We start from the raw sequence: 13,899 nt of genomic DNA, 5'->3' as shown, positions 1-13,899 counted from the left end.
GAGGCCGCGGACATATCAGGAATTTCAGGGTAACAAGTGTGCCGTTGCTATCCTGATTCCGATGAGCGAAAACGACACCGTCGAACCCTCGCCGGAGCGCCCGCCATTACCTCCGGCCAGCTTCGAGTTCCTGATTTTCTCGATGATCACGCAAGCGCAGATGCAGCTCGGGCTGCTGCATTTCGGGCCCGAATCCGAGAAGCCGGAACCCGATTTCGAAACCGCGCGCCACACCATCGACCTGCTCGGCATCATCCAGGAAAAAACGAAAGGCAATCTGACTCTCGAAGAAGACCGGCTCCTCAACAACTCGCTTACTGAACTGCGCTTCCGGTTTGTTCAGGCACAGCCCAGGAAGAGCTGAGGTGCAAATTCTGGTTCTCGGGTCGGGAACCAGTTCCGGCGTCCCGACAATCGGCTGCCCTTGCGCCGTGTGCTGCTCCGCCGACCCGCATGACAATCGCCTGCGCCCTTCCATCCTGATTTCGCACGAGGGCAAGAACATCGTGATCGACACGACGCCGGACTTCCGCACGCAGGTCCTGCGCGAGGGCGTTGACCGGCTGGACGCGCTCCTCTTCACACACCACCACGCCGATCACATCATGGGCTTCGACGATATCCGCCCCTTCAATGCAAAGCAGCGGACGCGCATCCCGGTGTATGCGGATGGCGAGACTCTGTCCGCGCTCAAACGAATCTTCCCCTATGCTTTTGACTCCAAGGTGCGCGACACCTTTGTGCCGGAAACGGAAACGCATGATCACGAAGGTAAGCCGTTCGAGTTGTTCGGCCTCACGGTTCAGCCGATCCCGCTGCTGCACGGAAAGCAACCGATCTTCGGATATCGCATCGGCAAGCTGGCTTACCTGACGGACCACAGCGAGATCCCCGAAGCTTCCATGGGAATGCTGCAGGGTCTTGATGTTCTCTTTCTCGATGCCTTGCGGTATCGTCCGCATCCGACTCACACGACCGTGGCGGCAGCGCTGAAACTGGTCGAGCAGCTGAAACCCAGGCGGGCCTACTTCACGCATATCTGCCACGATCTGCCGCATGCCGCAACTCAGGCGACAATGCCGGACAACGTATATCTCGCTTACGACGGCTTGCGCATCGACGTATGAGCATGCCTCGTGTGTTTTGGGGCTTCGACCATGTGCCTCCCGATTTCGGTCCCTGCGCTCTCACCATCGGGAATTTCGACGGCGTCCATATCGGCCATCAGGAGTTGATGCGCCGCACGGCTGAGATCGCGCGCGCCGGCGGTCGGAAGGCCGCGGTATTGACGTTTCAGCCGCATCCCGCAAAGGTGATTGCCCCTGCGCGCGCGCCGAAGATGATTTGCGATTTCACCCGGCGAGCCGAGCTGATGGGCGCAGCGGGCATCGAGCACGTGCTCGTGCTTCCGTTCACCGAGGAGCTTTCGCGCTGGACCCCCGAAGAGTTTGTCGTCGACCTACTCGTCCGCAAGCTCGGCGCAAAAGCCATTGTCATGGGGGACGATTTCCGCTTCGGGCACAAACAGGCGGGGGATCGCGCGCTGCTCGAAAGGCTGGGCCGCGAGCACGGCTTTGACGTCGTGACCGTCGCGCCCGTGGAGATTCGCAGACAGCGCGTCTCCAGCAGCCTGCTACGCGAGATGGCCGCCGCGGGACGCATCGCGCGCGCTTCGCGCCTGCTGGCGAGGCCGTTCGAACTCGAAGGCCGCGTGGTCAGCGGACACGGTATTGGGTCGAAGCAGACCGTGCCGACGCTCAATCTGGCGCCCGATTCCGAAGTGCTGCCGCGCACCGGCGTTTATGTGACGCGCACGGTCGAGCTTCCCGAGGGCCGGCGATGGGAATCGATCACCAATCTAGGGGTGCGTCCGACCTTCAACGGCGACGCGCTCACCATCGAAACGTACTTGCTCAGTCCGTTCGAGCCGCCTGATCCGGAGCGCATCCGCGTCGAATTCCTCTGGCGTATCCGCGACGAGCGCAAGTTCGCGTCGCCCGAAGAGCTGAAGGCGCAGATTCTGCGGGACGCCCGGCGTGCGATCCAGATTCACGCCCGCCTGCGCCGATTCTGCTAATTCCGCACCCCGAAAATTCGAAACGCAAGCACAAAACCGAGCCGGAGCGAAAGCGAACTGGTGCTCCGGAAAAATACCTTCCAATGCCTTTAAGCTCGCCAACCAACGAAATCCCGCGAGTAGTCCCATTTACGAAGCGACGGCATTTCGCTCGCGAGCCGCTTCGATCAGCTTTCTAGCGACGTCGCGGGCGAAGTCCAGCGACGTCGCGGGCGATGTCCAGCGTCTCGGCGAAAGTTCTCCCCAGAGCTACGAGCCCCCGGACGCGCAACTCTCGATTCAGGAGATTTCAGTACTTGAGTGGGATATCGGAGCTTTCTGATTCGTCCGATAGCTGGCTGTGCAACTAATACAACTGCAAACCGGCGACGCTGGGGACCCTGTACACCCGTCGCAGTTCTTCAAATCAATCGAAATCGGGAGTAAGTAACATGAACAAGACTCTACGGCTGCTCGCAACCTGCGGGTTGGCCACCGCGTTTTCCACCACACTGGGATGGAGTACGGTCGTATGGGGCGATAAATTCGCGCCCGAACTTCGCCCGGAGAACACGGCCAGCAGACCTATGGACGAAAATGTGGAAATCATCGTTCAGTATAAGGTAGCTCCCACGGAGGCTCACCATCAGAAGATCGCCAATCTCGGCGGCCAGCTCAAGGCCCGGATGGACTTTATCAAGGGGGCCCATTACAACGTTCCTCGATCGGCGTTAAAGACGATCGCCGAGGATCCTGACGTCGCCTATGTCTCTCCCAATCGTCCCCTGAAAAAGATGCTTGACATCACCGGCGCGACCGTCAATGCCAATCTTGTCCGCGCGACTTACGGGTTCGACGGCTCGGGCGTAGGCGTCGCTTTGCTCGACAGTGGTATCTGGGAAAGCATGGATCAGTGGACCAATGGCGCGGGCGGTTCCCGCATCGTCTATGAGCAGTCCTTCGTCGGCGGTACTCCTCAGGATCAGTTTGGCCACGGCACTCATGTCGCCGGTATCATCGGCGCTCACCCGAATGGAACTTCTTATGTCGGAATAGCGATGGGGGTGAATTTCATCAATCTTCGCGTGCTCGACCAGAACGGAAATGGTTCCGACGCGAGTGTGATCAACGCGATTTGGACTGCGATCTCGCTCCGAAGCAATTACAACATCCGTGTCATGAATCTCTCGCTCGGACGCCCCGTGTTCGAATCCGCCGCCTATGATCCACTCTGCCAGGCGGTCGAGGCAGCCTGGAAGAGCGGCATCGTGGTCGTCGTTGCCGCCGGTAACGACGGTCGCGACAACTCGGCCAAGACCAATGGCTACGGCACGATTGCCGCTCCGGGCAATGACCCCTATGTCATCACCGTGGGAGCCATGAAGACCAACGGGACTAACACCCGCAGCGACGACACGATTGCCAGCTATAGCTCGAAAGGCCCCACGCTGTTCGATCACACCGTCAAGCCCGATATCGTCGCGCCCGGCAACCGCGTTGTTTCGACGATGCATCCCTATATGCAACTGGGCGACAGCTATCCCACCAATTGGGATTCGGGGTACTACTTCACCCTGAGCGGCACCAGCATGGCCACGCCGGTGGTGAGCGGAGCGGCGGCTATTCTCATCCAGCAAAACCCGGCCATCACGCCCGACCAGGTAAAAGCGAAGCTCATGAAGACGGCAACCAAGAACTTCCCGGTCAGCAGTGTGGCCGTCGATCCGTCGACTGGCATCACTTATACCAGTTACTACGATGTTTTCACGATCGGCGCCGGGTACATCGATATCATGGCCGCTGTTCAGGATCAAACCACGTCTAGCGGTTATGCCCTTTCTCCCTCGGTAACGTTCAACGCCGCAACCGGCAAGGTCACGATGCAGAACGTGAGCGGCTCCAACGTGGTTTGGGGTAGCAACGTGGTTTGGGGCAGCAATGTGGTCTGGGGTTCGAACGTAGTTTGGGGGTCCAGTTCCCTTCTCGCCAACAACGTGGTCTGGGGATCCAATGTGGTGTGGGGTTCCAGCACGATGACCGGCTTCAACGTGGTTTGGGGCTCTAACGTGGTTTGGGGCAGTTCCACGGAAGAAGCCGCGGAATCCGATTCTTTGGCCATCCACGGCGAACAGTAGCGCGGGACTGTAGCAGATCCGAAGGCCATGTCGCCGCCAGGCTACCCGCAGCCCCAATCCGAGCCCGACCGAAAGGGAGGGTCCTCCGCGGTGAGCCGCGTTGACCCTACCCCGGTGGAACGGTGTACGTTGCGAGCTATTTTCGAGGGAGCCGCGCGCGTAAGCCCGCCTGCGTCGCTTTTCCAGAGCGCTAACCGCCTACCACTATCGCTCAGCAGCGCGGATGAATATGTCCGCCGCGCCAGGCGTCAGTGTAAATCGATCAATCCGGTGCCGTAGTTTGAACCACTCGCCAACCCGCGCATCCGGAAAGTTAGGAAGAACGAATTCGCGAATCAGAAAATCAAGAGCCGGTCCTTCAATCGCTACGCCTGAGATCTCGGCGCGCTCCACATCGACGCGCGCATAGCCGTTCGCGGATTGAATGCGGACGCGAACACGGATCGGACGTTCGCCGTCGAGTAGCTTGTCCAAAAAACCATCGGGTTGGTCGGTGCCGCGCAGGCGCAGAAAGTTGATCGAACCGGTCGCTTCGGCATGTTCCGGGGAGATCGATATCGCGGCCCCGGTGACCGCGCCGGGGGCGATCTCTTCAGCCTGCCGCCGGGCATACCCGGTAAGTTCAGCCGCGGTGATGTGGAAGCTCGCGCCGGCCGCTGCGCGATCCTCGGAGATGATCGCGAACTTCTGTTCAATCGACCGGTGCACGGCGGCTTGCCCCCAGGAAACCGTTGCAATAGAAGCCGCCGCGATCAGGATGCCGGGATAACGCGCGCGGGGAACCATGTTCGGACGCCCTTCCACTTGCGCGTCAACAGACTGCACAAGTTCAAGATGACAGCGGCCAGCAGCAAACCCGGCCATAAGGCTAACGACGCGGCGGTCGACCGTCCGGCGTTGTCGAAAACCTGACCGGGAGCCGGGCGGAATCGGCCACCCGTCGCGCTGGAGATTTGACGCAGCAGCCGCTCGTTGGAACCGAAGTCGGTCATCTCGGCTTCGCTGCGGTACAGACCGACTTCGGGAAACTGGCGCGATTCGACCAGTGGACGCACGCGGAACAAGCCCTGGCGCTCGCCAATCGATACGCGCGCGCGGTATCGGCCGTTCGCAATTTTCGCGACCTGCATCGGTTGGCGGAATCCGTCCGGCCCGAGCGCGAACAATTCGGGGGCGACCGCCTTGGTGTCTTTGTCTTCCGCGCGTCCCAGACTGTAATTCACGACAAGCGCACCAGTGGCCGGATCGTAGTCCGCGACCGCTTCCGTTTCCGGCGCCTGCGGCAGCAGATCGCGCACGACATTCGTCCAGAAGCGGTCGAAGTCTTTCCACTTGAGCCAGTCGGCGGCCCAGCGATTCTTCGCATCCGATGTGAAAACGGCGGCGCGGCCGAGCCCGTTCTGCCAGCGAACCAGCAGTGGGTCGCGGTCGATCGTTAGAACCTGCTCGGCGTCCGGGCGCGCTTCAAAGCGAACATAGCCGGCGAGCGGCGGCGCGGATTTCAGATCGACGCCTTCCAGAAGGGTCGCCTTCTGAGCGGTTGCTTCGGCTTGCAGCGGCTTCTCGACCGTCGTGGTGCCCGTATGTTCCTGCACGTCCTTCAACAAAATCTGTTCCAGGCCGGCAGGTTCAAGCAAGAAATAGCTCTTCCCTTTGGCGTTGGCGGCGATCTTCTCGAGATATGCGCGATTGACGTCCTGGCCCAGCCCCACCGTCGAGATGGTAACGTGGTTGGCCGCGGCCTCATGCGCCATCGCGGCGCTGTCGCCTTCTTCCGAGATGCCGTCGGTTAACAGGACGATGTGTTTATAGACCGCGTCGACGGGCAGAACCTTGCCATAAGCTTCGGCGAGAGCGGGCGCGATCTGCGTGCCTCCGTCCGGAGTGATGCCGCTGATCAGCCGGCTGATCTGCGCGCGATCTCCGGCGCGGCGCAGCGGCACGGCCCATTGGAATGAGTTATCGAAGATCAGGACCGCGACCCAATCATCGGGCTTCAGATTCTCAACCACGCCGATCGCAGCGAGACGCGCGAGTTCAATCTTCTTGCCTTCCATCGACGACGATTTGTCGATGATGAGCACCACGCACTTGCCTTGCGGGGAGCGCGGCGGCGCGATCTTGGCCGGGAGCGCACGGGCCAGCGGCGGCTCGGGGGCTTTCTTACGGTCGACGTAGACGTTCTTCTCGCCCGCGATCCAAAGAAGTCCGCCGCCTTGCTGCTCGAACGTCTCCAGGCGCGTCTGATCCGGTAAGGAAACGTCTTCCACATTGGCGTTGTTGAAGACAATGAGCTGATAGGCGGCGAGATCCTGCGGAAGTGCGCCGGTGCTGCGGTCGACGGCGAACTGATCGGCGGTCAGCAGTTGCTCCAGATGCTGATTGGCTTCGGCCGGGTCGTGCGAGACGAGCAGCACCCGCGGCTTGCGAACCGTGAGCGCGTATTCGAAACGCGTTTCGCCCAGTTTCTCGTCTCCAACCACGCGCCCGGAGAGCTGCGTCGCACCGTTCGTGTTGACCGACGCCCGGATGCGAATATGGTTTTCGCCGGCTTCGAGCGTAACGGGCTGATCGCCGAGCTTGCGGTGTTCCGCTTCGATCTCAACATGCGCCGGCGCGTGTCGAGGCGCGCTGACGGTAAGATCCACCGGAAAGCGCTCGCCGCTGAAAACGTTCGCGGGCGCGGAAACCGATTCCACGCGCAGTTCGGGTTGGTTCCGCCCCGGCAAAGGAAACGTATCGATGGAGATGCCCAATTGCTGCGCCTGCCAGACCGCGCGCGTGACGCTCCCGGCGTTCTCATTGCCATCGGTAATGAGCGCGATGCGCCCGACCGCGCCCGCCGGAAGGGACGCGATCGCTTCACGGATCGAGGTTTCCAGATTGGTGCCGCGGCTATCATCGCCGGAGGTGGATGCGAGTTCGCCCGTGCGCGATTCGGTAGCGGAAAGCGGGCGTGTTTTTCGCGCGAACGGAAGTGCGCTGACGGTGTTATTGCCGCGTGAGGCCTCGATCGCTTCGACGGTCTTCGAAGCGCGACGCAGATCATCCGGCGGAATGCTGGCGGACGTGTCAGCCAAGACGGCGACGGCCATCTTTCGGTCGCGATAGTTCAGCGTGGGTTGGGCGAAGGCCAGCACAATCGCCGCGACCGTGGCCGCTTCCAGACTCTGCGCGATACGGCGGCCGCCCGGACGCCAGGCGAGAACGAGCCAGACTGCAGGCAGCGCCAAAACCCACAGCAGGATGGGATCGGCGAAGGTCATGACGCTCTCCGTAGTTCCGCTCGCTGCGGCATGGCGCGAATTGGCTTGCCGCGATTCTGCGCGAACAACAGCCACTCCGCGATCAGACACGCTGCGCCCAGCAGTGCAAGCCATGGCCACAGCTCACGTTGATCGGCAGCGTAGTGCTGGGGCGGCAGGCCGCGGATCGCCGTCGCCGGTGGGTTCCAAACGGTGTCCCACATCTCGGGAAGGGTGAACTGATAACCGGTTTCGCGGCCATCGATACTGACGACGACGGTCTCCGGCGAACCGGCAAAGAATCGAAGCGTGCCGTTCTCGATAGCGAATGGAACGGCCGCTCCGTTCTCGTGGCGGACGGAGATGTTGTCCCCTCCTCCCCCATCGATCGGAACGGTCACGTTGCCGGTCGCTTCGACGCTGTGACCGGAATCGCGAAACGTTTCGGGCTCAATCCATCGAAGGACCTTCGCAAACTGCAGCGGCGTGGAGAGTTCGAAGCGCGCTCCGGGCAGGCCGGGATCGAACCGCAAAATCGCCGTCTTCGGCGGGCCCGCGGACATAACAACATCGTTAGCGGCGCCGGGAAGAATAAAAATCGCATTGGATTGTGGGAGCGGCGTCGGGCGGAAGTGATCGAGAATTACGGGAGCGCGATCATCCGGCCGATACTGCGCTCGCGTGCGAAATTCCGATTTCAACCGCGGGTTCGCCGCAAGCAGCGGGCGCAGCGTTGCGGCGCGGTCGGTGTAGACGATCACCGGCAGTTGCGGAACTGCGGGCACGGCAAGTTCCGCCTGGTCGTCCGCCGGGAATGCATCGCCGGGTGAGATGCGCGCTTCCAGCACTCCGGCCTGCCGCGTGCGCAACGGGAATTGCAGATCGTGATCGGCGCCGGGCTCAAGAGTGATTCGTTCGCCGCCCGCGGGCGCGCCATCGAAGCCCATCGCGACCGCCACAGCACGCCGCCGCGAGCCATAATTTCGAACGGAAACGAGCACGTCCCAGGCGCCCGGCTCCGTGGTCGACGGTTTGACGCTGATGCGCTTGAGACCGGCGTTCTCTGTCGGGCTCGGGACCGTGATCACACGTAGATTGGGGACCTGCGGCGCCATGCCTTGATCCGCGCGAATACGAGCCGCGCCGATGTAAACGATCTCGCCGCTAGATCCGCGATGGGTGAGCGCCTGTCGCGCGGCGGCCATCGCGCCATTGATATCGAGGGCCGTGGACCCCGCCTGCGACGCGGCGATTGCACGGCGAATGTTCTGACGATCGACTTCGAACGCAGTGGCCGGCGTGGCGAGCCCGTCGGCGCGCAACAGCATCACGCGATCGGCCGCGGGCAAACGCGCCAGCCATTCGTTGGCACGCGCGCGCGCGGTGTCCATCACGGTGTGATCGCCGTCCCGCGCGCCCATCCACGACGATGTGTCGAGCAGCAGCACTTCGTAATTCGTCTTCTGAAAGGGACTGCCGAACCGGGGCTGCGCGACGGCCAGCAGCAGCAGAAGGATTCCGGCAAGTTGCAGCAGCAGCGAGATGGGTTGCTGGATGTGGCGGCGGCGCGCCTTGTCCTGAGTAACGGCCTCGCGCGGAAAGAAGCGCAGGGTCGAAACGATCTGGCGGCGGCGCGAGCGATCGAGCAGGTAGAGGGCGACGGTAATCGCGGAAGCTGCGCCTGCCAGCATCAGCAGCTGCCCGAGCGCGAGGTTCAGGAAAAACATCAGGCAACGCCTCGCGCACGCACCAGGTCCGTAAACAGCACTTCTTCGAGGTCCTTAGAAGTTGGGACGCTCAGGAACCGGCCGCCGTTGCGGAGAGCCAGCTGTTGCAGCGTGGCGCTGTACTCATCGAAAGCGTGGGTGTAGGCAATGCGTGTTTGTGCATCGAGTGCCGTGCGCAGCTGCTGTCCGGTTTCCGCATCGGTCAACTCGAGCTCGCCGGTCCATGGCGGCGTGCGGTCTTCCTCGTTCCAGATCTGAACCAGGCACAGTTCATGCCCGAAATCCGCCAGATACTGAAGCGCCCGCTCGCAGCCGCGATCGCCCGGGCGATCATCGAGAAAATCGGAGAGAATCACCAACAGCCCGCGTTGCGGTTGCGCGCGCATAAACTCCCGTACAACTTCATGGAAATCCGTGACGCCGGCGGCTTCGAGGGCTGTCAGGTAATCCATCACCGGACTAAAACGATGGCGTCCGCCGCCCACGCGCTTTCCTTCGCCGAGGCGGGATGAAAACGGCATGATGGCAAGCGTGTCGAGCCGCACCAGACCGACGTAGGCGAGCGCTCCGGCGAGGCGGCGCGCGTAATCGAACTTCGCTCGCGTGCGCAGCGTGCGCTCTTCGACAGCCATCGATTTGCTGACGTCGACCAGAATCTGCACGGGCACGCGCGGCTCGATCTGGAACATCTTGAGAAAGAGTTTGTCGAGGCGCAGATAGGCGCGCCAGTTGACCGCGCGCAGATCGTCGCCATGATGGAAGTTGCGATGATCCAGGAACTCCTGACCGCCGCCGGCGAAGCGCGATGCGTTGTGACCGCCCACCAGTCCGGCGAACGAGCGCTGCCATTGAATCGTGAGCCGTTCCAGTTTTTCGAGGAACGCGCGATCGAGCAGCGGTGCGTCGGGCATTGGGGACCGCGTTCCTTAGGCGAGCGCGGCGCGAAAAGTCGTGTAATGCGCCCGCGTGGTGCAGGAATCTCGGCTTGGTGCCGCAACCATATAACTACAGGTTAATACGGTGCGCGAGTCACATCCTGTTCAATCCGGCAACCCGGCGGCCGTGCTGAGCCGCGACAGTAATGGAGCTGGTGCTCCGGAAAAGAACCTTCGAATGCCTTTTACCGCGAGAGAGAGGAAATGCCCCCAAATACTCGTCTGCAGTCGCCTGTTGCCGAGCCACGCGGCAACGATCAGCATAGCGTGGCCACAGCCCATCTGTCGTTTGTCACGCGACAGCAGCGCGAACGCTCACATCTCTAATGATCGCGCTCAGGACCGTTTCAGGAGTTTCGCCATCCGCGTGGGCGTCGAAATTCAGAATGATGCGGTGACGCAGAACGGCCGGAGCAACGGACTGGATATCGTCAATGCTCAAGTGGAAACGTCCGCGCATAAAGGCCAGCACGCGTCCGCATTCTACGAGCGCCTGCGCGCCGCGGGGCGAGCTGCCGTAGCGAATATAACGGCGCGCCATGTCATGCCGTTCCTCGCCATCCGGCTGCGTGGCCATCACGATTTGAATCGCGTACTCTCGCACGTGCGGAGCAACAAGCACCTGCCGCGCGACGCTGCGCACCTCCAGAATCGTGGGTCCATCGAGCACGGGTTCCACCTGCGCTTCGTCGCGCTGGATCGTGCGTTCGACGATGCGTGTCAAGTCCTCGCGCGAGGGATAGCGGACCAGAATCTTCATCAAAAAGCGATCGAGCTGGGCTTCGGGCAGCGGGTAGGTGCCCTCCATCTCGATCGGATTCTGGGTCGCCATCACAAGGAACGGCGCTTCCAACTCGTGCGTGGTGGTACCGCTGGTGACCGTGCGTTCCTGCATCGCTTCGAGCAGCGCGGATTGCGTCTTGGGAGTCGCGCGATTGATCTCGTCGGCGAGCACGAGATTCGCGAAAATCGGGCCGGGCTGGAAGCGCAGAAACTTGCCGCCGCGGTCGTCCGTATCGGCGACCATGCTCCCGACAATATCGCCGGGCATCAGGTCGGGCGTGAACTGGATGCGCGAATACTTCAACTGCAGCGCGCGGGAGAGTGTGCGGAGCAGCGTAGTCTTGCCGAGACCGGGGACGCCTTCGAGGAGAACGTGTCCACCGGCAACCAGGCAGATCAGAACGCCTTCGACAACATCGTCCTGCCCGACGATAATTTTGCCGATTTCGGTACGCACGCGCCGCATGCGCGCGACGGCCATCTCGAGCGCCGCTTCCGATGCCGCAATCATATAACTACAGGGTATCGCGAGGAACGAATCCGCGTGGGCTCTTTCGCAAGGATCGCCGGCCGCTTTCTATTCATCAGTTGCCGTGAGCGTTACGGCAGCGACATCGACTTGCCCGCTTCCGAGGCTCTTAACGAAAACCTGAAGAGGCTTGCCCACTTGGCCGGGATTTGCTCCGGAGTTGTAGGTGATCTCTTCGATTACGAACGCGCCGCCCACGGGAGTTGCCGTATTGCCGGAAGCGACGGTGACGTTTCCAGCCACGAGCCCCGCTGAGTACCCGGTAAATGGATAATCCGCGCGTGCGCCGGCCTTCACCTTTAGAACGTAGAGTGTGTTGGGCTGAAGAGTATCCCCCAGCGTTTGCAATATAGAACCCGTCCCGCCTGTATTTCCAATGGCTGCAACGTAAATGCCTGCCGACGGCGCGCTTGGAAATTCAGCCGTGGAAGCCTTCTGCAGCCCGGTTTCGGGACCACAAAGCCAGCCCGAGATGTTGCCTGCAAAGCAATAGTAACCCGCCGTGCATGTCAGTTTGTCTAAGTCGAACACGGGATTCAGAATCGGGATACTTACCTGAGCGGACGCCGCCCAGGTTGAAAAGAGCGCGAGGATCGGAAGTAGAAGAGTTGGCTTGTTCATGTCTTCTCCGGGGCGGCGAACCGGGCGGAGGAAGTATAGCACTCACTATTAGTTGGTGCGATGCACGCGCCAGATCGACTGCGAAGCGTCGTCGCTCACCATGAGTGACCCATCCGGCGCGACGGCAACTCCCACCGGCCGCCCCCACGCATCGCCGGCCGGAGTTACAAAGCCGGTAACAAAATCTTCATACTCTCCGGTCGCTTTCCCTCCCTTGACCGGAACCATGATCACTTCGTAACCCGCCCGATCGGCCTTGTTCCATGAACCGTGTTCCGCGGCAAAGATATCGCCCTTGTACTCCGGCCCGAACTGCGTCGCTTCATAGAAAGTCATCTCGAGCGACGCATTATGCGGCTGCAATAGAACGTCCGGCACGATCACCTTATCCCGCAGCTCGGGATGCTTACCATTCAGCCGCGGGTCGGGATTAGTTCCCATGTAATAGAACGGCCAACCATAAAAGCCGCCCTCCTGAACATGCGTGATGTAATCCGGAACGAGGTTATCGCCTAACATGTCGCGCTCGTTCACCGAGCACCAGAGTTGGCCCGTTTCGGGCTGGATCGCGATACCCACCGGGTTACGAATTCCGGATGCGTATACCTTCACGAACTTACCGTCCGGAGTGTACTCCAGGATATTCGCGCGGCGAAACTCGCTCGGATGCGTATCCGGATCGTCGATGTTCGATCCCGACCCCACCGAGACAAACAGCCGTTTGCCATCCGGGGAAAAAGCCAGGTCGCGCGTCGAGTGCCCGCCCACCGGAATTCCACTAATCAGCGTCTCCGGAGCCCCGGTCGCGACCAGATCGCCGTTCTTATAGGGAAACCGCACCACCGAATTGATATTCGCGATGTACACATACTGCGGATTCGGACCCAGCGGATAAAAGGCAATCCCGAACGGTTCATGCAGCCCGGTCGCAAAGGTAGAGGTCTGCACCGGCTTGCTATCGGCAGTTAGACCGCGAAAGATCTGGATCTCGCCCGGGTGCGTATTCGCCAGAAACAGGTCGCCATTGGGAGCCGTCCGCAACTCCCGCGGATTCCCCAGCCCCGTGGCAACCAGGTCGATCTTGAATCCCGGCATCACAAGCGGCCACATCCCCTCGGGACGCGGCACGATCTTCGGCCCGTTTCCGACCCCCTTCGTGGCATACGGCTGCGGCAGATCGGCCACCGTGATCTTGCGCATGACTCCCGGCGCTTCTTTTCGATAGTCCGTAAACGCCGCATTCCCGGTAAGCACGTTTGTGTTGGAGGCGCCGATCACACGCCATGCGAAGCCGGCGAGGCCAAAGATGATCAATGAACCCAGCGCAACGAAGTGAGATTTCTGTTTCATATCGGTCCTCCTTTGACTCTACGCCACCGGACCGAATCGACTTAGAATAGAGAGTCAAGGCCCATCATGGATTGGTCCGAATTCGATCTCGCGATGTCTGATGAACGCTACCTGGGGCGCAGCCGTATTGAAGGAGGAACCGCGCATGGTACTTACCGCGCACCTCGCCGGGGGACATGAACGTCCTATCCTCAGTTCGGATGGAATCTAAGTCCGAGTCTGGTTTAACCAGGCGGCGAACCCCCTCAATCATCTCCCGCGCATCTTCGGCGGTGATCGGCGCAGATCCGGCGTGCGCGGCGCGATGCCGCAGTTCACGCCAGTATGCAATTTAAGGACGGAATCCAACACCACGGCTGATTATCCTCCATCAGAGCGGCGTCTTGAATCGCACGTTTTCCCACACGTTCCCGAAAGCCTCCCCTTAGAATGAACCTGTGAGCGAACTTCGATGGCATCCTTTCCTCGGCGAGTGGGTCGGCGTAGCGGCAGCGCGCCAGAACCGGCCGCAGCTTCCC

Annotated in this window: 11 protein-coding genes; 4 read left to right on the top strand and 7 right to left on the bottom strand. The window is 61.2% G+C overall.

The features are described from left to right. The 4 genes from H1Y01_RS08185 to H1Y01_RS08170 all read left to right on the top strand — a co-directional run. On the top strand, window positions 1-364 hold a 364-nt coding region (locus tag H1Y01_RS08185; RefSeq protein WP_219341383.1), incomplete at its 5' end, for a DUF1844 domain-containing protein. Between the two features lies 1 nt (window position 365). Further along, window positions 366-1,127, top strand: coding sequence for an MBL fold metallo-hydrolase (locus H1Y01_RS08180; RefSeq protein ID WP_219341382.1), 762 nt, complete (start codon window positions 366-368; stop codon window positions 1,125-1,127). Beyond that, window positions 1,124-2,077: a bifunctional riboflavin kinase/FAD synthetase gene (locus tag H1Y01_RS08175; protein ID WP_219341381.1), complete on the top strand. Its 954-nt coding sequence runs from the start codon at window positions 1,124-1,126 to the stop codon at window positions 2,075-2,077. Before H1Y01_RS08180 ends, H1Y01_RS08175 begins: the two co-directional genes overlap by 4 nt. 431 nt (window positions 2,078-2,508) lie before the next feature. Then, window positions 2,509-4,191: a S8 family peptidase gene (locus H1Y01_RS08170; RefSeq protein WP_180539948.1), complete on the top strand. Its 1,683-nt coding sequence runs from the start codon at window positions 2,509-2,511 to the stop codon at window positions 4,189-4,191. A gap of 204 nt (window positions 4,192-4,395) precedes the next feature. Here H1Y01_RS08170 and H1Y01_RS08165 read toward each other — a convergent pair whose 3' ends face one another. From H1Y01_RS08165 to H1Y01_RS08135, 7 genes are all read right to left on the bottom strand, one after another. Further along, the gene (locus H1Y01_RS08165; RefSeq protein WP_180539947.1) at window positions 4,396-4,977 is read right to left on the bottom strand and encodes a hypothetical protein; all 582 of its coding nucleotides are present in this window, start codon (window positions 4,975-4,977) and stop codon (window positions 4,396-4,398) included. Continuing rightward, window positions 4,944-7,457, bottom strand: coding sequence for a VWA domain-containing protein (locus H1Y01_RS08160; RefSeq protein ID WP_180539946.1), 2,514 nt, complete (start codon window positions 7,455-7,457; stop codon window positions 4,944-4,946). The genes H1Y01_RS08165 and H1Y01_RS08160 overlap by 34 nt, the downstream gene beginning before the upstream one ends. After that, complete coding sequence (locus tag H1Y01_RS08155; RefSeq protein WP_180539945.1) at window positions 7,454-9,163, bottom strand: vWA domain-containing protein; 1,710 nt, start codon at window positions 9,161-9,163, stop codon at window positions 7,454-7,456. The genes H1Y01_RS08160 and H1Y01_RS08155 overlap by 4 nt, the downstream gene beginning before the upstream one ends. Then, window positions 9,163-10,074, bottom strand: a complete 912-nt coding sequence (locus tag H1Y01_RS08150; protein ID WP_180539944.1) for a DUF58 domain-containing protein — start codon at window positions 10,072-10,074, stop codon at window positions 9,163-9,165. The genes H1Y01_RS08155 and H1Y01_RS08150 overlap by 1 nt, the downstream gene beginning before the upstream one ends. Before the next feature lie 316 nt (window positions 10,075-10,390). Next, window positions 10,391-11,392 (bottom strand): AAA family ATPase, encoded by a 1,002-nt coding sequence (locus H1Y01_RS08145; RefSeq protein ID WP_180539943.1) that lies wholly within the window; start codon window positions 11,390-11,392, stop codon window positions 10,391-10,393. Between the two features lie 66 nt (window positions 11,393-11,458). Beyond that, window positions 11,459-12,031, bottom strand: coding sequence for a hypothetical protein (locus H1Y01_RS08140; protein ID WP_180539942.1), 573 nt, complete (start codon window positions 12,029-12,031; stop codon window positions 11,459-11,461). Window positions 12,032-12,079: 48 nt separating this feature from the next. Next, window positions 12,080-13,381, bottom strand: coding sequence for a PQQ-dependent sugar dehydrogenase (locus H1Y01_RS08135; protein WP_180539941.1), 1,302 nt, complete (start codon window positions 13,379-13,381; stop codon window positions 12,080-12,082). Between the last annotated feature and the right edge of the window lie 518 nt (window positions 13,382-13,899).

Source organism: Nevskia soli, assembly GCF_903970205.1.
Classification (GTDB): domain Bacteria; phylum Acidobacteriota; class Terriglobia; order Bryobacterales; family Bryobacteraceae; genus Bog-113.
This window is presented reverse-complemented; position numbering and strand designations above follow the sequence as displayed.